The organism is Mycobacterium sp. NGS27 (assembly GCF_059813005.1).
Genome location: NZ_JCALDT010000008.1, coordinates 99,243 through 120,492 on the forward strand (window position 1 = coordinate 99,243; position 21,250 = coordinate 120,492).

The window sequence follows — 21,250 nt, forward strand, 5'->3', positions numbered from 1 at the left end:
GCGTTACCTGGAACGGTTTGTGCCGGACGAGGATTTCCGGGCCGAGGGCCGCGACGGGGGTCTGTCTGTCGGGCGGCGGTGCGCGGCGAGGAAATCATCGACGATGCGTTCACAGTCGTGACGATCGATTGCGCGCAGCCCGGTGAGTCGAGCGAACGCCACCGGGCCGACGAGCTGGCACAGAATCAGTTCTAGATCGAAGTCGTCGAGATCGGCCCGGGCTTCAGGGCCTTCCAGAAGGCTGTTGAACGGCCGGCGATAATGGTCGATGATCCGCGTCCGCAGCGCGTTGCGATCGTAGGTCTCCTCTGTGCCGTCCGGTGTTGGCCCGAGCGCGACCCAGGCCAGCGTGGTGACATGCAGCGGCGCCTCTTGAAAGAGGGTCGCCTGTCGGCTCAGCAGCTCGATCAGCTGGTCGCGTAATGTTCCCGTGGCAGGTGGTGGGGTGACCTGCGGTAGCAACCGTTCAAATGTTGCGGCCAGCAGCTGAGTAGAGCTGCTGAAGTGCCGATACAGCGTGGTGCGTGCGACCTTGGAGGCTTTGGTGACCGCGTCTATGGTGACGGCTTCGATGCCACCGGCATTGAGGAGTTTCGTGGCCGCATCCAGCAACCGGGTCCGTGACCGAAGGCGGCGGGGATCGACGTCGTCGTCGACATCGACATCGACATCGATCGGGATTTCAGCGTCACGCTCCACGTAGTCACCGTAAACCCCCCACGGACCTGGCCTACAGCGAATCGCATCGGGGAAGTCGTTCAATCCGACGAACGGTACTAGTAGTATCGTAGCGATACTACTAGTACACTTCGGCGGTGTAGGCCAAGCACCGAAGGAGGATTGGTGATCAGGCAACCGGTCGAGCGGTTCGGGACCCGGGGGAGTCGACGGCGCTGCCCCCAATCGGCCGGCCGCGTGGCGATCGAAAAATCCAGCTTCTGCCTCCGCGCGGCGACCTCACGGACGAAAGACGTCAAATCCTGATGAATGTGCCGATTTCGCTGACTAAAACCCACCTCTGGAGACGTGCGGTTCGGGATATCCGGCTGGCCAGTCGCGGTATTGCCAAGCGGCTGCACCCAGCGCCGCCGGTCCACCAGGGCCGCGTTCGTCCACGTCACTATCCCCCTCGCTCTTGCTCGTACCTGGACGACGATCTGATGAGTCGGGAAATGTACGATCATGTTCGCGATGAGCCGATCAGGCTCAGTTCCCGGCTGGCATTTCGCCTACGGCGTTCGTGAGATTGTCAGCAGCCAGAGATGACCCATGGCCAACGTCAAATAATCTGCATACCAATGGATTACGCAATGACGTACCCGATACGGAACCGGCAACAGGACATCGAGGTCGAGCGCAAGGGCCGACGCGGCGTCGCGGCGTGGGCGGGCTGGCGGTAGCAATTTCGCCGACACCATGAAAGGGTACCGATAGTACTGTTGCGATACCATTGGTTTCTTTCCAGTAGTGGAGACGGGGGATGGTAGATACCGGGTGGGTTTCGTCGGGCGTGGCGACGTTGAGTCGGCCGGTCCGGGAAAGACTCCGTAAGGTCACCGCTGGTGAGGGCGTTTACAGCGATCGATTAGCCCGCGTGGCGCGGTTTAGTATCCGGCACAAGGTGCTGGTCATCGGTGCGTGGGTGGTGGCTGCCGGCGTCCTGGCCGCGGTGTTTCCGCAATTGGAAACAGTCGTAAAGCAGCAGTCGGTGAACCTCATTCCCTCTGATGCGCCGTCGCTCCAGACCGTTGAGCGGATGGGGATCGCATTCGGCGAGCAGGGGTCCAAGACGACCGTCTTTGTCGCGGTGGAGGAACCGACGGGCCTGAGTGCGCCGGTGCGTCAGCGTTACAACGCGATGGTTTCGCGGTTACGTGCCGATTCCAAGCATGTGCGACTGGTTCAGGATCTGTTGGCCGACCCGGTTACTGCCGGTCAGGCGGTGAGCCAGGACGGCAAGGCATGGTATCTGCCGGTCGGGATAGCGGGCACGCTCGGCGATCCCCGAGCGGCCGAATCCGTCCAAGCGGTGCGCGCTATCGCCGCCAATTCGTTTAGCGGTACCTCCACGACCGTCCGCGTAACCGGCCCTCCCGCGACGTTCAGCGATCAAATTGACTCGGCTGAGCAGGATTTGATTGTCGTCTCCGTCGTGACCGCGGGGCTGATCGCGCTGATTTTGCTGGTCATCTACAGGTCATTGTTTACCGCGTTGCTGCCACTGTTGGTTATCGGCGTCAGTCTGGGGGTAGGGCGTGGAGTGCTCTCGGGGCTGGGCGAAGCGGGAATGCCGGTATCGCAATTCACCATCGCGTTCATGACGGCGATTCTGTTGGGTGCCGGCACCGATTATTCGGTGTTTTTGATCAGCCGGTACCACGAGCAACGCCGCCAGGAGGTCTCGGCCGACCTCGCGGTGATCAATGCAACCGCCACCATCGGACGCGTGATCCTGGCCTCCGCGGCCACTGTGGCGTTTGCATTTTTAGCCATGGTGTTTGCAAAACTGAGCGTTTTTGGCGCGCTGGGCCCAGCGTGCGCGATCGCCGTCTTCGTCGGAGTCGCGGCCACCGTGACGTTGTTCCCACCGGTTTTGGCGCTGGCCGCTCAACACGGCATCGGCGAGCCCAAAGCCGACCGCACACGCCGCTACTGGAATTGGATCGCGGTGGCCGTAGTCCGCCGGCCCGGCCCATTGCTGGCCGCCAGCCTGGCTCTCGTGTTAGGGCTAGCGGCTGTGGCGCTGACCATGCGCATGAGCTACGACGACCGCCAAGGCCAGCCGCCCTCGACCGCCAGCAACGAGGGTTATCACCTGCTGGACAGACACTTTCGCAAAGATATTGTCATCACGCAGTTCATGGTCGTCGAATCACCGACCGATATGCGCACCGGTAAGGGCCTGGCCGACCTTGACGAAATGGCGTCTCGCGTGTCGCAATTGCCGGGTGTCACCAAAGTTTCCGGCGTCACCCGGCCCACCGGTGCGCGACTGGACCAGGCGCAGCTTTCTTGGCAGAACGGCCAGATCGGGACCAAGATGGCCGATGCCGTCGCCAAAGGAGACGCCCACAAGACCGATCTCACCAAACTCACCGGTGGCGCCGACCAACTCGCGGGCGGCTTGGCGCAACTTGACACTACCCTTCGCGCGGCGTTGACTCCGCTGACCGGGATCCTCAGCCAAGCCCAGTCCAGTGGGGCACAATTTCAGCGCTTTCGCCCGCTGCTGCAGCAGCTTTCGGCTACCACACCGACCATCGACCAAGCTATCCGAAGCGGGCCCGGCTTACGCCAAGAAGCTCAACAAGCCCAGAATGCGATCGCCACCATCGACCCGTTGGTTAATGCGCTCAATACATCCCCTTGGTGTGCCACCACACCCGAGTGTGCCCAGATCCGCGACCAGGTACGGATTCTAGTGACCTTGCGCGATGGCGGCTTTTTCAACCAGCTCGCCAACCTCGGCGACATGTACCAGCCGGGCGGCGATACGGCGGGGGGCACTATGGCAGACCTGCAGAACACGGTCACCTCGCTGAACAACGCGTTCGGAGCGCTCGGCGACCCCGCCGACATGGCCGGCAACATCCGCCGCCTCCAAAACGGCATCAGCCAGCTCGCGTCGGGCGCACAAGCCCTAGCTACTGGTGTGCACACCCTCGCCGACAGCAACATCGAAATGTTGTCCGGCATGGGTCAGATCGCCACGCAGCTACAGAATTCCGCGCGGTCTAGCGCCGGTTCGGACAACTCTAGCGGCTTTTACCTGCCCGCTAACGCCTTCGAGAATCGCCAGTTCTCCGATGTGGCGAAGCACTTTCTGTCTGCTGACGGCAAGACCGCGCGCTTTGCCATCGAATCCAGTTACAACCCCTACAGCAGCGAAGCGATGAATCTCGCGCAGAAGATCACCCGCGTTGCTGATGCCGCACGCCCTAACACCTCGCTGGCCAACGCACGGATTTCGATGGCCGGCTTCCCCGCCGTCAATTCCGATATCCAGCGCTTGCTGTCGGCCGACTTTCACCTACTGGCTTTCGCCACGCTCGTCATCGTCGGTTTGATCCTCGTCGTTCTGCTACGCGCCTTGGTGGCCCCGCTCTATCTGCTCGGTACAGTGGTACTCAACTACGGGGCCGCACTGGGCATCGGCACACTCGTCTTCCAATACGGCCTAGGCAAGGAAATCGCATGGCCCGTACCGCTTTTAGCGTTCATCATCTTGGTCGCGGTGGGCGCCGATTACAACATGCTGCTAATCTCGCGGTTACGCGAGGAATCTGCTCACAACGTTCGCGTCGGCGTGCTGCGCACGGTCGCGAACACCGGCTCAGTCATCACTTCGGCCGGGCTTATCTTCGCGGCCAGCATGTTCGGCCTTATGGTCGGTTCGGTCGCGATCATGATCCAAGCCGGACTCATCATCGGCTGCGGCCTACTCTTGGACACCTTCGTGGTCCGCACTCTCACGGTTCCCGCGATCGCCACATTGCTCGGTGAGGTCAGCTGGTGGCCTCAACGGAAGTCCTTGGCCCCACGCGGTAGAGCACGCTGACGATGACCTGTCACCCAAGGGACTGCATAGCGTGACCGGCGTGGACTTCGTCCGGTTCGACGAGCGAATCGCCGAGCAGATGCTCGGTGCGGCGGCGACTGCGGGTGGGCTGTCGACCTACCTGAACTTGCGCCATACCCAGCTAACCGCGGGACGATTAGTTGCCGAAATGGATGCCCGCGAGGACCTGCTTACACCGTTTGGGAATCTCCACGGCGGTTGTCTGTCCGCCATGGTTGACCACTGCCTCGGGGTGGTGTTCTATCCGGTCATGCCTGCAGGATGTTGGGTCGCCACAACAGAATTCAAGGTGAATTTGGTTCGACCTGTCTCGGGCGGAGTGTGCGTCGCCGTCGCTAACATCATTTCGTTGGGCAAGCGCAGCGGTGTAGCACGTATCGATATCACCAACAGCGGGATGCTTGTGTGCGCCGCTCAAGGCACCATTACCGTCATGCCGCCGAAAGAAACCAGGCAATGACTAAGGCCGTACATGCCTCTCATTAGGGGGCGTTCCGCCCGAGGGAAACGAACTACATGACCATTACTCAGGAGCGCATCCGCACGCGCGACGGCATCACCCTCGTGGCGGATTGTTACACGCACGCCACGACTGGTCCTGTGGTGTTGCTCCTCCATGGCGGCGGCCAAAACCGCCACGCCTGGGCCACCAGCGCGCGTCGCCTCCACGCCCATGGCTACACCGTCATCGCGTACGACACCCGCGGCCATGGCGACAGCGACTGGGACCCAAGCGGACAGTACGACGTCGAAAAGTTCGTATCCGATCTGCTCTCGGTACGAGACCACGTCAGCCCCGACGGTCCCCCCGCCGTCGTTGGCGCGTCGCTGGGCGGGCTGATCATCCTCGCTACCCACCAGCTGGCCTCACCCGACCTCTGGGCAGCCGTTGTCCTGGTCGACATCACCCCGCGAATGGAATTTGATGGGGCCCATCGCATCGTGTCATTTATGGCCGCACACCCCGACGGATTCCGCACGCTCGGTGATGCCGCCGATGTCATCGCCGAATACAACCCACGCCGCGCGCGACCCGAAAATCTCGATGGCCTGCACAAAGTTCTGCGCCAACGGAGCGACGGCCGATGGATCTGGCGCTGGGACCCCGCCTTCATCAGCTCCAACTTCGATGTCCTGCAAGGCAATCTCATGACCGGAAGCGAGGCATTCGACACCATCAGCGGATTTCTCGCCGAAGGAGCACGTCGAATCACGGCCCCAACGCTGCTCGTGCGCGGCGCACTTTCAGACGTCGTCTCCCAGGACACCGTCAACGAATTCCTCCAGCTCGTCCCGCACGCCGAAGCGACGGACGTCACCGGGACCGGTCATATGGTTGCCGGCGACAACAACGACGCGTTCACCGGCGCTGTCACCGACTTCCTCGACCGCACAATGGGGATGGCATGAGGATCCAAGCGTTGGACGCGACCCGCACTGCTATTGATCCTCGTTGAATTCGACGAATCCGGCCGCCATTACGACTAAGAGCCCTAGATGGTTCCCTACGTCCTGCATGTAGCGAATTACGTATTATCCGAGTCGTCCTCTTCGGCAGAAAGGTCGTGCCGAACCGCTCGGACTCGGCCCCGAGGCAGACACGCCATGTAGCCGTGCCGTTTGCCATAGAGTTCCCACGCGGTCGCTGCCGCGTCTGGGGGGACATCGATGCGGTGTCCACCGGAGAACCCGAGATGGAGCGACCCGTCATCATCGAACCAGGCCCGCGTGCATACCGCTCCGGCCAGGTCCAACAACGTCCGCTCTTCAGGCGAAAGGTGGGCAGGGTCGATCAACACCTCTTCCTCGGGCCAGGCTCCTACTGCAGGAAGCGTCAACCGCATCGGCCGGGAGATTACGAGCTCGCTGTAATCGTCGAGGTCGAGTACCAGGCCTTCTTTCAGTGAGACTCGCTGGACAGTGCACTGCTCGATCCATTGTGTGTGCATAGCCGCTCCCTTCGACACGTCAGCGGAGCCACACTTATAATACTGATCGTATCGCAGCGATACGATCGGTATCGCTATAGGTTGCCAGCACCCTCCCATGCATCCAGAACACGCCGTGTAGCTCTGTTGATGCACTTGCGTGTCTGCTCCGCTGTCGCCCGGCCGCCGACGAAGGCCATCAGGTTGGCCAGCCAGATATCAGCGATGAGGCTGGCAATCTGTCGCTCGTAGATTCCTTCCGTGCCGCCACTGAGTGCCCGTGCCAGCATGCTTTCGATCAGGTCGGCGGCATGTTGCGCCCCCAGAGCTTCATCGGTGTCAGCAATAATGAATGCGCGCATCACGGCCTCGGTGAGCTTCGCATTTTGCTGCCATTCGTCGTGAAGTCGGCGAGTCAAGGATTCCACTCGCCGAATCGGGGATGCCGCACACGTGCTCCAGTCGCGTTCTTGATCCAGCCGCACAAATTCACGGGCGAGTAGCGTCACCAACAGGTGGGTCTTCGACGTGAAATGGTCACACACCGACCCGACCGTGACGCCGGCCTGCTTGGCGACCGATTTGAAGTGGACCGCCTTGAAGCCGCCCAACGTTGCGACCACCTGGGTGGCATCGAGGATTGCTGCGTTGCTCGCGGTGTGCCTCCCAGGGCGTGACATCGCGGCCTCTGACTCAGCCAACAAGACACACACACCTCTCCTCGAGGATGGACCTAGCAACCTGAGGCTTGCGACGTGCCATTTTCCAGTGGAACGCCGGCAACCGGGACAGCGCCGTGAACGGCAGGCGCGAGCGCACTGTCTGGCGAGGGATTTAGCGGGCGCCTGGGGCCGCGGCTGCTCGCGAATATTCGTGGGGCAGCCGCTATTTCCCATGCAATCCGCGTCACCTGCCACGGTCCCCGACATCGCGACACCAGCAATAGATCCCCTAGTACTGTTGGTTTCGCTACGCTACTGTTCGTACAGTAACTCAGGAAGCAGCCTGGAATGTCGGATTGACGAAGGCGATGTCATGCCCTCCGCAAATACTGGCTCGTTAAGGGACCGGCGCCGCGCCGAGCTGTTCTCGCAGATCCAGGGCACCGCACACCAACTTTTTGCCGAACGTGGATTTGCTGCCGTGACCACCGAGGACATCGCTGCCGCTGCGGGGATATCCATCAGTACTTACTTCCGCTACGCGCCTACGAAGGAAGATTTGCTAATCGCGCCGTTGCGGCAAACGGTCGCCGAAATCGTTGCGGCCTACGGCGCTCAGCCATCGGACCAATCGGCAGCCGACGCGCTGATCGCGTTGTTTGCCGAAACCGCCTGGGACAAAACCAATCCGAACCCGCACTACTGGCAACAAGCCATGCTGACCGCCCCCCACCTACTGAGCGAACCGGCGCTGATCAGCGACAACGATGACCGCAAGTTCATCGAGCTCGTCGCTACAAGGATGGGCATCGATGCGGGATCCGACATCCGTCCCTCGCTGCTGGTCCACACGGGGTTGGCCACCGCACAATTCATACTTCGGCGCTGGCTGAGCGCAGACATTAAGACACATCCACCGCTGCACGTTCAGTTGGAACAGGCCTTGAGAATTACGCTGGCAGGATTCGACTAGGGCAGACTACTTTGAACCCCGGGGCATACGGTTGGCCAGGCAGACGGAATCTGATCCCGTCACAATCTTTGCCTGGGGCCCCACGGACACCGCTCGCCACGACCGCCCGCAGGGCGGCAACCAACTAGCCCAGCGACCCAACACGCTCACCCGATTAAACGAACCCAGCAAAGCCATAATCGCGATTAAAGAGCGCGACGTATCGCTAGTGTGAACGCTATGCCGAGCGCAATCGATGACACCCTTACCACCTGCGCCAACACGCACAATGAATAGGGAACTGCCCCCGGCGCGCGACTTCCTGGTCTCAGGCGGGTTCGGTGGCGCGGCAGCACTAGTCGCCGTACTCATCTTGGCCCTGATCGCGGTGGTGGCGCTGCGCCAGGCTGCCAAAAGGTTCCGCCTGCTATCCGAACAGCGGGAACGCCACCACCAGGAGCTTCGGGACGACGAACGGCACGCGGCGGCGATCAAGGAATGCCGTGAGCGCCTGGCGTGGGTCGTGGACAAAGGCAGCATGGAGCCGGCCGCGGCCGCGGATGCCACCGTGGGATTCGGGCCAGAGCTGGCGCTGACGGTTCTACAAGGCCTGCTCAGTGAGGCACGCCAGCTCGAAGACGCCACCTTGGCGGCCGCCGCAGCGGTGCAGCTCAAGCAATTCTCGCGGGTGCTGGCTCAACAAGGCAGCGCACTGCTGGCAACCGCCGACGCCGCGGCACCCGCGGCCGCCACTGGCGCTGACGAACCATCCAGCCCTGAGCCGGATCACCCACCGCTTGAGGTTGCCGCAGATGAAACGCCCAGCGCTTCACGCCAGCAGGCCAGCACGGGCGGCAGAAGGCGGCGCCGATGACCACGTTGCAGCAACACATCGAGGACCTCGATATCGAGGAGTGGGCCGCGTTGACCAAACGCGCTGCCATGGCCGCGGTGGCCGCCGCTGAACAGCTCGGGATACCCGCGTCCGAAGAGCTCGCCAGGGTCGCGGCGATGAGTGAACGTGAGCTCGTCGACCACCGCAACCGCTTCGGCTCGAGCCCCAAGCGCCTGTCCCCGCTGATGCGGCTCGTCCAAGCAGACCAGCTACGCGTCTCGGCCGAGCGTCAGGCCCGCCAAGCCGAGCAGGACAAGCAGGATGCTGATGCGGCCGCGCAGATGGCCCGAGATGAAGCTGCGCAGTCCGCCCGTGTGGCTCAGGACGCCCGGGAACGCGTGCGCGCAATCCAAGCTGAGGCCGCACGCAAGGACGCAGAGCGCGCCGATCAACGGCTGGGCGAACAGCAGGCCTTGCAGCAGTTGCGCGGCGAACTCGAACAAGCACACGCCGACCACGCCAGCGAATTAGCCGCAGCACACGAACGGACCCGCGCCGCAGAAGCACGCGCACAACAACGCGCTACCGAACGCGCCACCGAACGCGCGAGCACCCAACAAGCCCTCGAGGAGCTCCGCGGCCAACTCGAGCAGGCACACGCCGACCACGCCAGCGAACTGGCCGCAGCACACGAACGGACCCGCGCCGCAGAAGCACGCGCACAACAACGCGCCACCGAACGCGCCACCGAACGCGCAAGCACCCAACAAGCCCTCGAGGAGCTCCGCGGCCAACTCGAACGTGCCCAGGCCGACCACGCCACGGAGTTGGCCGCAGCACGCGGTCAGGCCGAGGGGCAGGTAGCGGCGGCCCGCCAAGCCGCTGATGAGCGGATCGCGCAGGCGCTCGCGGACGCCGAGGCTGCGACAGCTCAGGCGCAGGCAGACGTTGAGCGCATCGGCGCGGAGGCGGAGTCGCGGGTGGCCGCGGCGCATGAGCATGCCGAGCGGCAGGTCGCGGCGGCCCGCCAAGCCGCCGACGAACGAGTCGCGCGGGCACGAGCGGACGCCCAGGCGGCTGTTCTCGCGGAACCGGGACAGCTGGGGCTTGCCTTGAGCGTCCCTATTCCGACAGCGGAGCTGCGGGCGCACACAGGGCCGATCGAAGAGGCGTTGGCCGCGGTCCGCGAGATCGACTATCTGCTCGAAGCCGGTGTGGCCGACCAGCAAGCGCGTCAACCGTGGGACATTGAGCGAGTGCGCGTCTTGGTGCACACAGTCGCGCAGCAAGCCTGGGATTTGGCTCAGCAGTTGCGCGGTCTGCCGGCGCGGTACAGCGCTGCACCGCAGGTGCAGGCCGCCGACAGCTACGCCAGCGCTGCAGCCAGTGTCTATAGCGCGTTCCTGCAGCGCATTGCTGCCGCTAACGAGCGCCTGGCCAGCCGCGGTGACAGCCGTGATTCCGATGTCGTGGACGTGGTCGCTGCCATGTTGGACGACCACCCGTGGCGAACCGCCGGCTAACAGGTCGTAGCGGGAGCCGCCTTCAGCAACGAGCTGCCCACGTGGGCGAGCAGTCGCCGGCGCCGCATAACACGCAGGTGGGGCGGCCACCTTGTATCGGTGACCGCCCCACCTGTCTGTGTTGGAGCTAGTTGCGCCGGGTCAGACCCACTTGGCGGCTTCGTTCTGGTCGTAGTTCATCATGTTCATCGTGTTCTGCTCGTGGATCTCGACCAGGTTGTTGTGGCGCTGAGCGAGCTCCTCTTGCGCCTGGTTCCACTGGCTCAGCCACTGGTTGGCGGTCTGACCGGTGTCGCCTTGCCAGTTGGCGGCCAAGGCGGCCTGCTCGGTGCCGATGGTGGAACCGATCGAGCGCAGAGATGCGTTGTGGGTCCGCATCTCGCCGACGTGCGCGAGCATCGCCGGGTACTGGTAAGTGATTTGGCTCATGAGATGTACCTTTCGCTTCGTCTAGTGGATGTGTAGCCGGGGTTACCCCCGGGCTGCTACATGACGTATTCGCCGGCCGCGTTGGAGTCGGCGGTGGTGTAGGTGGTCGCGCCTTCGTGCACGTTCTGCTCGGCGATGGCCAGCAGCGCGTTGACCTTGTTGGCGCTTTCGACGAAGCGGGCGTGAGCCGCTTGGAAGGCCATCGCCGAGTCGCCCTTGTGGAAGGCCTGGGCGGCCTGGGCGGATTGCTCAGCGGCGGCCAGGGTGCTCTTGTAGATGGCCACGTTCTGACCGAAGCTGTTTCCGGCAGAGACCATGGCTGGAACGTTGGTGTCAAGCAGTCCCATTGTCGGTGTCCTTTCTTGGCGTACCGATGTTGATTTTTCGGTGGTAGTTGGGCTTGTCGTGAGTTGATGCGATCCGCAGTGCGTGGGTGAAGGCGTCCTAGCGGGTCATTGCGTACGCCTCCTTTTCGCTGTCGGCGTCCTCGTCGACAGCGTCGTCGGCGTAGGTGTTGACCCGTTGACCGCGGGCTCGGGTGTTGTGGACGCCGCCGCCCATCATGCCGCCGCCAGCACCACTGCCGCTGGAGCCGGCGGCGCCGGGGAGTCCGGTGGCAACAGGGGTGATGGCACGCGCGCCATTGGCCAGCGACGAGGTGGTGCTTGGCGCCGCACCCCAGGTGGAGGGCATCAACGGTCTGCTGGGCCCGCTGCCGAATGCACCGCCGGCCAGGCTGGTCATCCCGGCAGGGTTGAACCCTGCGAGGGCACCCGTGCCGGCGAAGCCGACCGGCACCGACTGCTGTCCCAGGGAGCTGCCCCCTCCGCTGAATTGGCCCAGCAAGCTGCTCAATTGCTGGGGTGCCTGCAACAGTTGTTGGGGGGCTTGGGTCAGCAGTTGTCCGGGGCCTTGGGTGAGCCCCTGGGCGGCTTGCGGGCCGATGGATGCGGCTTGCTGCAGGAAGCTGCCGGCCATGTTTTGGGTCAGCCCCTGCTCGGCGGTGCCGTCTTGGTTGCCGACCCCTTGTGCTTGATTTTGCGCCGGTGGCAGTTTGTCCGTGACCGATGCCGGGCTGCTCGCGGCTTTGCCGGCGAGCAGCTTGTCACTGGCAATATCGGAGCCGGTTGCCGCGCCGCCACCGGTGGTGCCACACCCGGCGGTATGGAATCCCGCTGTGACGGCGGTCGCCAAACCGGCTTCCCCGGTACCGACGCTCAAGGTGACCGGAGACATCGGGGTGGGGGGTATGGAGGTTGCGGCGGCGCTCGAGGCGCCATCCCAGGTGCTCATCACATCGGCGGCCAGCTGCCACATGCGCTGATAGTCGGCCTCATTGAGTCCGATCGGAATGGTGTTGACGCCCATGAAGTTGGTGCCGATCAGCACGCCGTGAACGAAGTGGTTTTCGAACAATTCCCCTAGGGTCGGCATCGCGCCGACAGCGCCCTCGTAGGCTGCTGCGATCTCGCCGTGGGATGCGGCCGTGAACGCCGCCTTGGCTGCGACGTCGGCCAGCCACAACAGCATCGGCTGGTGAGCGGCGACGAACTGGGTGGCTGCCTCGCCTTGATACTGGGATTCGACCGCCGCGATGATCCCTTCGAGTTCGGCCAGGGCCGCCATGTATTCCGCACTCAGATGCGTCCACGACGTTCCCGCGGCGGTGATTCCCGCCGCGGTCGCGCCGGCGTTGAGCAACGCCGAATGGACTTCGGGCGGCGCCGCCACCCAAATCTGGGCTAGGACCGTATCGAAGGACATGGGTGCACGCTTCGCAGATAACCGAAGTTAGACGCTGATGCCGGCGTTAGCCGCGTAGGCGCCGGCCTGGATGCCGTCGACGAGGGTGTAGCCGATACCGGATTCGCCGACGCCTTCTGAAGAGGCAGCTAGCTGGGTGTTGCCCATGCCAGCCATCGCCTGGTGCGACACGCCCTCAGCGACTAGGGATGCAGCGGTTTTCACCGACACCGCGTCTGCGCCAGGCGGCAGAATGGCCCCGGTGGCCACAGCATGGGCGGCGTTGGTGCCCAAAAGACGAGCGGTCAGTGCAGCCACCTGAGCTGAAGCGGCTGCCAGCGCTTCGGGTGTGACATCAACAAGCATGGAACAACATCCCCTCTGGTTTCACTATGTGCGATTGTTCCTGTAGTAATTGTCGCTGCCCCGCCTCAGTGCGGCCACCGACAATTCGCCTCCCCGTGGCGGTCCGGTTGAGAGCACGGTACCGCCAACACATGACAACTGCCTGTTATTGCATCAGGTGCAACTAACACGCTAACACCTCTATCGTGCACATTTAACATTCCGGTTACATTCGGTCGGGCATCGCCAACTGCGCATATCCCTCGTTTTGACCGCCGCTGGCCAGGACATAGCCGCGGCCTGGATCGAGGTCCTGGAATTTCATTCCACCGACCTTGTCGTTGACCGCTGTAGAACCCAGCATGATGCGGACGGCGTTTTGGTTGGCCAATTGACCCGGCACTGAATTGGGCGACATTTCCGCAGCAGCGGCTCCTTGGGCCCGGTGGGTCATGATCACCCGCAACCCCACCTCGTTGGCAGAGGCGAAATGGCGCAGCATCGGCTGCCAGGTCTGCACCATCCGACCTGATCCACTGGCCGGGACACCGCCGGCGGGGACGTGGTCATAAATCTGCTGCTGGGCGGGAATGGCGTCGAGGTCGTCGACGAAGAGGTAGATCAGCGCCCCTTGCAATTTCCAGGCCCGCTTTTCTTCCCAGGGCAGATCCTTCGGCGGTGTCCTGCCGTCGAGGACGTGCGCCATCTGCTCGAGGCGTTGGGCCATGGAGGCGAAGTCGGTCTCGTAGTAGTCCTCGCCCTCGATGAGCCGGGCGGTCTCTGCGCTGAGCCCAAGCCCCCTGTCGAAGACGCACACAATCGCTTGCTCGGGGCCCGAGCGGCGGGCGACCACGCTGCGTAGCAGGTGGGTGAGGAACGTCGTCTTGCCCTTCTCGTCGTCGCCGTAGACGCCCACGAGGGGGCTTCGGGTGAAGTCGTGCACCAAGGGCTGCAGGTCTCGGCCACGCAGGCCCAGGGCGAACTGCTCTCCGTCGAGCCGATCTTGACCGAGGCCGCTAACGGTGACCACTGCGGGCAGCAGTTGCGGGCACGGCACCGCGGGGTGGCCTGCGTAGTGCTGGGACACGGTGGCCACGGTTTCGCGCACCTTCTCGTCCAGGTTGTCCATGCTGGGCTGGCCGTCGAGGCGACCCACCGCGAAGCGGATGACATCACCGACACCGTTGATGCCGCGACCCAGATCGTGCTTGGGGATGCGGTCTTGCGGTCGGATCATCTCGTCGGTCTTCTGCGGCTTGATTTGGGAGTCCGACGCTTGGGAGAGTTTCAGCTCGAAGCGGGTGTTGATGTGGTTTTGCACCTCGTTGCCGAACTTCAACCAGCTAGCCGCCGAGATCAGCACATGCAGGCCTCGCCCGGCGGTGGCCAACCGTTCCACGCTCTTGAGGTGCGGGTTCTTCGGATTCAGCAGCGTGGTGTTGTCGTCGAGGAAGTTGTCCCAGCCGTCGACCACCAAGAACAGGTCGGTGGGGTAGCCGTCGTCGAGTCCTGGCTCATCGCCTTGGCTTCGGCGCCGCCGGAACTCACCGAGCGAGCCGATGTTGTACTGGTCGAAGATCCGCCGCCGGCGCGCGATGACGGCCTCGAGGTCGCCGAAGATCCGCAAGTTCAGTTCATTGCGCTCGTTGCCGCCGATCGCGCCGATATGGGGCAGGCCGTTGAGCGTCCCCACCGCGGGCCCGCCGTAGCTCATCACGTAGAACCCCACGTCGCGCGGGGAGTGGCGGGCGGCTGCGGACAAGATGAAGGTCTGCACCGCCATCGATGCTTCCTCTTTGCGCATTCCCAGGATCGACACGTTGCCGTCATCGACGCTGTAACTGAGCAGGCTGTGGGTCAGCTGGCGAGGCCGATCGATTTTGCCCAGCGGCCAGCACGGGGCCGCTGACGGTGCGGCCGCGTCGGCAGCAGCGGCCTCGGTCAGCACGGCGTCCAGCGGGATCGGCTCATCTAGCGGCGGTGACCACAGCTGCGGTGAGGGCTTACCGTAGGCGGCGGCCAGCTGCGGCCCGACGGTCAACACCAGCGACCGCGGCGGCCCCTCGATCACCGATTCGCCGGCGATTTCCTCTTCGATCACGGTGTCGGGGTCAGGCTCGACCCGACCGGCGGTGAACACCCGCGCGCGGGGCTTGGCGTTGATCACCTTGCGGCTGATGGTGGTCGGCGGCTCGTAGCGGGCAGGGAGCATGAAGCCGCGGTATTTCATCGGCTCGGCACCAGGCGCGCGCACGAAATAGCCTGTCCCTTTGACGTTTTTGCCGTCGGGAATGTGGTAGGCGTCGCCGTTGCCGATCACTTGCCGCGAGATGGATTCGCTGGCGACCTTCAACCCGATGCGGTAGTTGGTGTTCTTGTCGATGTCCTTGATGTGGCCCTGGTCGAGGGTCTGGCTGGCAAACAGAAAGAAGATCCCTTGCGAGCGGCCTTTGCGGCACACGGTGTCGAACACCTTGGCCATCTCCGGATGCTCCCTGAGCAGCAGTGAGAACTCGTCAATGATCACGAACAAGAACGGAATCGGTGGGAGGTCTTTGCCGGCGGCGGTGGCCCGCGCCTCGTTGTATTCTCGCAGCGACTCAAACGCCGCGCCTCTGATTCGGCGACCGGCGTGAGCAAACGCGACACCGCGCTGGTCGAGCAGTCCCAGGCAGGTCTCACCGAACCGCTCGACGTGGGATCTCTTTTCCTCGAGGTTGGTGATGACAGCAACCGCGTGCGGGTAACCGGCGAAGCCGTCGAAGCCGGCACCGTCTTTGAAGTCGACGAGGATGGCCTGCACGACGTCGGGGGAGTGGTGCGCAAAAAGGGTGAACACCAACGTTTTCAGCGACGTGGACTTGCCTGAACCGGTCATGCCGATCATCAGCCCGTGCGGCCCGTTGCCGCCGTCGGCTTCGTCTTTGAGGTCAAGCATCTGCGGTGCTCCGCTGGGCTGCAATCCCAGCGGAACCCGCAACATCGGTGACAGATCCACTGGCTCTCCGGTGCCCACGGGCAGCATCCGTGGTGCCCACAGCGACTCGACGTCCAGCTTGGCGGCGTTGGTGATCCCCAGCAACGCCAGCAGATTCTGCGCGGCTGCCGATTCGGCATTTTGCCGGCTGGTCGGCGCCGCGTCCCACTTCGACATTTGCCGAGCCACGTGCCGGGAGACGTGCGCGTCGAGCACGTCTGGCTCGGCGCAAAAGGTCTGCCAGCGAAAGTTCTGCCACGTGTCCATTTGCACCGCGGCGGCGCCGTCGTGGGCGTCACGGCCTACCCGCAGCAGCAGCTCGCGCGAGTGGGGCGCGTAATCGCGGTCTGGGCCGGCGGTCGCGCGATAGACGATCACCGTGACGCCGTCGCGTGCGGCGATGCGCCGCACGACCTCGTGCGGGGCGCCGGGGTCATCGACGACGACCACGACGTGTTTGTGCGATTTGCTCACCGCCGCCGAGTCTGTGTTTCCTTTGTCGTCGACGACCTTGTCGCGATCTTTGATCAGCGGGCTCAGCATGGTCTCGACGTCACGCAACGAGATGCCGAGCAACCGTGCTGGTCCGGCGCCGTCGATGTCGTGGCTTTCGGTGTGCGGCAACCACTTCGCCCAGTTCCATTGCGACTCCAGCCGCGGCGAGGCCACCGCCAAAGCGATGTCGTTGGGGGTGTGCCAGCACACCAGTTGCGCGATCCAGGCCCGCAGGATCGCCCCGAAAACAACCTGGTCACCGTAGACGGTGATCATGCCGAAGCCGGCCAGGTCAATCGCCTTGGGGCAGTGGGGAATCGATTGCTGCACGGCCCGTAGATGCTGCAGCGCCGTGTAGGTGACCGGTTCCAGATCGAGTTCGGACTCAACGGGTTTGACCTTGATTTTGCTCTGCAGGCGCACCTCGTCACGTCCGACGCGCACGTGCAGATAGTCTGGGTCTGTAGCGCCGCGTTCCCACATTCGAGGTGATCCAATCACCGCTTCTAGCACCTCGGGGTCTGGGTGTGACCACTCCGCGCTAGCTTTCTGTGTGGCCGCGACCTCCCGGATTTCTTCACCTTTGCCCGACAGCCAGCGCAAGTACTCCGCGCGTTCGGAATTGACTTCGGGCGTCGACATTTCGCTGGTGCCGCCCTGGGCCTGCATGGACTGAAACAGCGCGATCACCATCATGGCGACAAAGAACAGGTACATCGGCTGCATCTGCCGGTACCCAGTCATGAACATGAAGATCACCATGACGACCATCGACGCGCCGAAAACCCAGGGCAGCGCCTTCTTGAGGGCGCCGACTTCCACGGTGCGTGGCAGCTCCGGCGGGGGGTTGAGGGTGAAATCCTTGGCCTTGTGCTGGGGGCCGGCCACGCGGCGCCGATGGGGGAATCGTTCTCGCATCAGGGCTCTCCATTATCAGTGCGCAACCAGCGCATCGGCTTTGGACAGGGTGGGGCCGGGGGCGAACAGGCTCAGCACCGACCAGGGAATCGGCAGTGGAGGCGAGCTCAAGCCCAGCACTTCTGCCGTGGATGTCGTTGACTGGCCGGCTGCTGGGTCCTCCAAGCCGTAGCGCACGCCGAGGTCAGAGACCCAAAACAGCGACTCTTTGGTCGTCGCCTGCGGTTGCTGCCCGGTGACTTGCACGTAGTAGCCGTTGCCCCGGGGCAACACGACGCGCGCGGCGGTGGTGGGCCCGGCGCCAGTGAGCCCGACGGACTTGGCGTCGGCGGCAATGGGCAGGCTCTGCCCGGACAGCAGCGTCAGGCTCGACGTGGGCGCGCCGCCCAGTTTCACCCATTGCCCACAGGTCACAGGGTCGGTGTTGGGATCCATGATCCGCAGCGCCGATGACGGGTAATCGTCGACCGAAATCGGCGTGGCTTTGGGCGCTTTGGCGACCTGGTCTGGCGTCAGGGCGGGCGGCTCGACAAGACCATAGGCGTCGTTGGCGCGCAGGATCGCCGCCACCACCGGGGAGATGGCCTGTAGCCCGTCTGCGGTCACGACGTAGTAGCGGATCTGGTTGTTGGTGTCATGGTCGATCACCACCGAGGCGACCGGCGGGGGCGTCTGTCCAGGGACCGGCCACACAAAGCGGGGCGGATCGCCGGCGTTGGCGACGAACGGCACCACCAGCGGCGCGGATTCGGGAATCAGATTCAGCAGTGAACGGTTGATGGTCCGCGGTGCGGGTGTGTCGGCGTTGATCCCCACTGCCGCGGTGACCGCGGCGTTGTGCAGGTCGATTTGACTGCGTTTGCCGCCCCAGATCAGCCAGGCGGTCTTGCCGCCGTCGCTGGTGGCCAGCACCGCCGAGGACGCCGGCAGCGCCGCCGCATGTCCTGGGCCGGCAACCGGATCGCCGAAGATAACCGTTGCGCCGCTTTCCGCGCCGCCGATGGCGTCACACACCATCCAGCGCGCGTCGCGGACACTCGACTGCACCATGCGCGAGGGCGCATTGGGGATGCCCAATGTGTTGCCCAGTGGGAACTTGTCGATCTCGCTGGATTTCACCACGGTCGGGGTGTCGGGATGGCCCGAAATCAGGCGGGCGCTGGCCAGGTTGAGCACCGGATGCAGTTCATCGTTGACCACCACATACAGCGCGTTGGTGGATCGGTCAGCCAGCACGTGCTTGGTGCCGGTGACGCCGGCGGGTTTGAGGATCGACAGCACCAACGCCCCGGCCACCAGCACGGCCGCGATCAGCGTGCCCACGCTTAGCGCGCGGCCCTGCCGGCGTAGCGGATCGGTGAGCATCCGCGTGTCACGCAGCGCGACGCCGTTGCTGATCCGGCGGATCAGGAACCGCCAGCCCGAAACCTGGTGGCGGGTAACGAATCCCCAGGGCCGCTTGCGCGCCGCGGTCGGGCCTAGCTCGACGCTGCGGGACTTAAACCCCCGCCGCGGACGTGGGGTGACCGGTGCGCTCATCGCGCGCCTCCGTCGGCTTGGGTACCGCCGCGGCGCCATAAGTCGGGTTCAGCCGAACCCACCGGCTCTGCGCGCTGCGGGGCCGCCGTCCCTGCGAGCGGTCCTTGATTGCGGTCGTGGCGCGATAACTTGATGTTCTGTTCCTTGTCGGCCCGCTCGAGTTCACGCGCCACTGCGGTGCTCACGTCTTCGGCGGTGATGGTCTGCAACTCCTCGGCGGTGGTGTCGTCGTGGTCGAGTTTGCCGGTGACGTCGAGGCGGTGGTCGCGCTGCTCCTCGGCGAACTGGATCAGGTTCTCGCTGAAGCGGGCGTTACCCAACACGTCCATCGCCGGACGGCGCCGCCCGCTGGTGTCCACGGCGGTGGCAGCGGCGAGCTCGGCGTAGGCCGCGCGCAGCGGCTCGGTATCGGAGATGATGCTGCCGCCTTTGGCGGCTTTGCGCACCGTGATCTCCACCAGCTCGTCGACGGTGTAGGACGGCAACCTGATGCTGCGTGTAAACCGGGACCGCAGCCCCTCATTGGAGTCGCGGAATTCCTGCATCTTGTCGGCATAGCCGGCCGCAATCACCATCAGCTTGCCGGCGTGATTTGTCATGGCGCGCAACAGTTCAGCGATCACCACCCGCCCGTAATCTCTCTCCGAATCTGATTCGGTGAGGGCATAGGCCTCATCGATGAACAGCACCCCGCCGCCGTCGTCGATGATGCGGTCGATGATCGCCTTGATCTTGGCTTCCGAGCCGCCGATAACCCGGTCCACCAAATCTGAGCGGCTGACTTCGACAAAGGTGTCCGACGGCAGCACATCGGCAGCACACAGCAGCTTGGCGATCACCCGGGCGATCGTCGTCTTACCGGTGCCCGGTGGGCCTTCAAGTATCAGGTGCAGCGATTTGTTGCGCACCGGCAGCCCGAGAGCTTCGCGTCGCTTGTCTCCGCGCACGCTCGATTCCAGCCGCGCGATTTGGTCTTTGACGTCGACCATGCCGACGAAGTCGGCGAGCTCGGCGGCGGCTTCGGCCTTGAGCTCTTCGCGGCGAGCCGCTCCGAGCTGGCGCGCGAAGTCACGTTCGCCGGGCTCGGTGTCGGGATCCCAGTAGTCGTTGCGGGCATCGATGCGCGCCGCGGTGGTGGGGTGGATACCGAAGCCCGGATCGCTCAGCGCGGTCGCGATCGTCGAGCGCACATGGTCGGAGACCCCCACCACGGCGTAGGCCTCGTTGAGCAGCGCGGTAGCCGCCTCGGCGCGGCCCAGCGCTCGAGCGCACAAACCCGCACCGAGCAGCGCCTCAGCGCTGGCCGCCGCGATCGGCCCCTGCCCCTGGCTGCTCAATTGGTCAAATCCCTGCTCCCACAAGCCCAAATAGGCGCCGGACAAACCGAGGGCCACCTGGACTGCTTGGTGCAGGAACGGATCGTTGCGTACCTGTGCGGCCAGCGGCGCCAGGACCCGGCGCACGTCATGCCAGCGTTTTGCCCGGAAATAGACCACCGCCAACACCCAGCCGGCAGGGCCGGGGACGGCCGAAAGCACCCGGTCGGTAAGCAGTTCGCCGGCGCCGGCGTAGTCACCAGCGGCGGCGCGCGCGGCCGCGCACGCCATGATGACGCCGTCGGCGCCGCGCGCGTGCAGCTGGATGTACATGCCGGTATCGAAGGCGAAATCGATTGCGTCCGCGGCCACGTCACCGGCCGTGATCAACTCACCGCAGGTGTCCAGGGCGCGGTAGGCGTTTTCCAGGACGGCGCGGCTGACGTCTCCGCTGGCCGCCAGGCCCAGCCATCCGTCGCACTGATCGGGGTACTGCGCGGTCAGGCGCTCGAATCCGCTGCGCGCGGCGCGCTTGTCGGGTACCTGCCGGCGTCCGTACACCTCGGCGCCTAGGGCTGCGCAGCTGCTCAGGAAGAGGTCCAGCGCGTCGCTGCTTGTCATCGCTGCTCCACGACCGCGGCGACTTGGGCGCTGACGTGTTGTGACACCTGGGAATATCCTTCCTCTGACATGGCCAGCAGCAGTTCACTGAGCTTGTCGCCGGGGTAGCGGTCAAACAGGTCCGCGGCGAACGACGCCTCGACGATCATGCCGTCGCCGTCGAAGACGAGCGTGTTGTCGCCGTCGGGGCAGCTCACCGTGACCCGTAGTTGTTCGAGGTTTCGGCGCGCCGATCGGATTCGTTCGAGGAATTGCTGGCCGCGCGCCATTTCGGCGACCACAGCGGGGTGCAGGGGGATATCCATCAGAAGATGTCGCCTAACACTGGTGGGCTGATGGGATCGCACAGCGGGTGCGCCACCGCAGCTGACCCCAAGGGGGTCGCACT

17 protein-coding genes are annotated in these 21,250 nt (G+C 64.2%); 6 read left to right on the forward strand and 11 right to left on the reverse strand.

Annotation, left to right across the window (positions count from 1 at the left end):
• Positions 1-3: 3 nt before the first annotated feature.
• Positions 4-699, reverse strand: a complete 696-nt coding sequence (locus AC5Y30_RS21210) for a TetR/AcrR family transcriptional regulator (RefSeq protein WP_036473479.1) — start codon at positions 697-699, stop codon at positions 4-6.
• A gap of 781 nt (positions 700-1,480) precedes the next feature.
• On the opposite strand from AC5Y30_RS21210, the gene AC5Y30_RS21215 reads away from it, so the two are divergent.
• From AC5Y30_RS21215 to AC5Y30_RS21225, 3 genes are all read left to right on the forward strand, one after another.
• Positions 1,481-4,558 (forward strand): MMPL/RND family transporter, encoded by a 3,078-nt coding sequence (locus AC5Y30_RS21215; RefSeq protein ID WP_081285076.1) that lies wholly within the window; start codon positions 1,481-1,483, stop codon positions 4,556-4,558.
• Between the two features lie 79 nt (positions 4,559-4,637).
• Positions 4,638-5,039, forward strand: a complete 402-nt coding sequence (locus tag AC5Y30_RS21220; protein WP_100882369.1) for a PaaI family thioesterase — start codon at positions 4,638-4,640, stop codon at positions 5,037-5,039.
• 56 nt (positions 5,040-5,095) lie between these two features.
• Complete coding sequence (locus AC5Y30_RS21225; protein WP_023870467.1) at positions 5,096-5,989, forward strand: alpha/beta fold hydrolase; 894 nt, start codon at positions 5,096-5,098, stop codon at positions 5,987-5,989.
• A 116-nt stretch (positions 5,990-6,105) separates the two neighbouring features.
• On the opposite strand, the gene AC5Y30_RS21230 is transcribed toward AC5Y30_RS21225, so the two are convergent.
• Both AC5Y30_RS21230 and AC5Y30_RS21235 read right to left on the reverse strand, forming a co-directional pair.
• The gene (locus tag AC5Y30_RS21230) at positions 6,106-6,528 is read right to left on the reverse strand and encodes a DUF6188 family protein (protein ID WP_036473472.1); all 423 of its coding nucleotides are present in this window, start codon (positions 6,526-6,528) and stop codon (positions 6,106-6,108) included.
• Positions 6,529-6,602: 74 nt separating this feature from the next.
• Positions 6,603-7,208 (reverse strand): TetR/AcrR family transcriptional regulator, encoded by a 606-nt coding sequence (locus AC5Y30_RS21235; protein WP_225337321.1) that lies wholly within the window; start codon positions 7,206-7,208, stop codon positions 6,603-6,605.
• A 334-nt stretch (positions 7,209-7,542) separates the two neighbouring features.
• Here AC5Y30_RS21235 and AC5Y30_RS21240 point away from each other — a divergent pair, with 334 nt between their 5' ends.
• From AC5Y30_RS21240 to AC5Y30_RS21250, 3 genes are all read left to right on the forward strand, one after another.
• Positions 7,543-8,142, forward strand: a complete 600-nt coding sequence (locus AC5Y30_RS21240) for a TetR family transcriptional regulator (protein ID WP_023870462.1) — start codon at positions 7,543-7,545, stop codon at positions 8,140-8,142.
• Between the two features lie 268 nt (positions 8,143-8,410).
• Positions 8,411-8,995, forward strand: a complete 585-nt coding sequence (locus tag AC5Y30_RS21245; RefSeq protein ID WP_036473470.1) for a hypothetical protein — start codon at positions 8,411-8,413, stop codon at positions 8,993-8,995.
• Positions 8,992-10,479, forward strand: a complete 1,488-nt coding sequence (locus tag AC5Y30_RS21250) for a coiled-coil domain-containing protein (protein ID WP_036473468.1) — start codon at positions 8,992-8,994, stop codon at positions 10,477-10,479. The genes AC5Y30_RS21245 and AC5Y30_RS21250 overlap by 4 nt, the downstream gene beginning before the upstream one ends.
• A gap of 141 nt (positions 10,480-10,620) precedes the next feature.
• Here the strand turns inward: AC5Y30_RS21250 and AC5Y30_RS21255 are convergent, their stop codons facing one another.
• The 8 genes from AC5Y30_RS21255 to AC5Y30_RS21290 all read right to left on the reverse strand — a co-directional run bounded on the left by AC5Y30_RS21255 (position 10,621) and on the right by AC5Y30_RS21290 (position 21,167).
• Entirely contained in the window at positions 10,621-10,908 is a 288-nt protein-coding gene (locus tag AC5Y30_RS21255; protein WP_036473467.1) for a WXG100 family type VII secretion target, read from the reverse strand.
• Positions 10,909-10,964: 56 nt separating this feature from the next.
• Positions 10,965-11,255: a WXG100 family type VII secretion target gene (locus tag AC5Y30_RS21260; RefSeq protein WP_036473466.1), complete on the reverse strand. Its 291-nt coding sequence runs from the start codon at positions 11,253-11,255 to the stop codon at positions 10,965-10,967.
• A 97-nt stretch (positions 11,256-11,352) separates the two neighbouring features.
• Positions 11,353-12,672 (reverse strand): PPE family protein, encoded by a 1,320-nt coding sequence (locus AC5Y30_RS21265; protein ID WP_036473464.1) that lies wholly within the window; start codon positions 12,670-12,672, stop codon positions 11,353-11,355.
• A 27-nt stretch (positions 12,673-12,699) separates the two neighbouring features.
• Positions 12,700-13,017: a PE family protein gene (locus tag AC5Y30_RS21270; RefSeq protein WP_036473460.1), complete on the reverse strand. Its 318-nt coding sequence runs from the start codon at positions 13,015-13,017 to the stop codon at positions 12,700-12,702.
• Between the two features lie 205 nt (positions 13,018-13,222).
• Positions 13,223-17,386 carry a type VII secretion protein EccCa gene (gene eccCa, locus AC5Y30_RS21275; protein WP_064942974.1) on the reverse strand — a complete coding sequence of 1,388 codons (4,164 nt, stop codon included), beginning with the start codon at positions 17,384-17,386 and terminating at the stop codon, positions 13,223-13,225.
• A 15-nt stretch (positions 17,387-17,401) separates the two neighbouring features.
• Positions 17,402-18,925: a type VII secretion protein EccB gene (eccB, locus tag AC5Y30_RS21280; protein WP_036473459.1), complete on the reverse strand. Its 1,524-nt coding sequence runs from the start codon at positions 18,923-18,925 to the stop codon at positions 17,402-17,404.
• Positions 18,922-20,862 carry a type VII secretion AAA-ATPase EccA gene (gene eccA / locus AC5Y30_RS21285; protein ID WP_081285072.1) on the reverse strand — a complete coding sequence of 647 codons (1,941 nt, stop codon included), beginning with the start codon at positions 20,860-20,862 and terminating at the stop codon, positions 18,922-18,924. Before eccA ends, eccB begins: the two co-directional genes overlap by 4 nt.
• Positions 20,859-21,167: a YbaB/EbfC family nucleoid-associated protein gene (locus AC5Y30_RS21290; protein ID WP_036473458.1), complete on the reverse strand. Its 309-nt coding sequence runs from the start codon at positions 21,165-21,167 to the stop codon at positions 20,859-20,861. Before AC5Y30_RS21290 ends, eccA begins: the two co-directional genes overlap by 4 nt.
• Between the last annotated feature and the right edge of the window lie 83 nt (positions 21,168-21,250).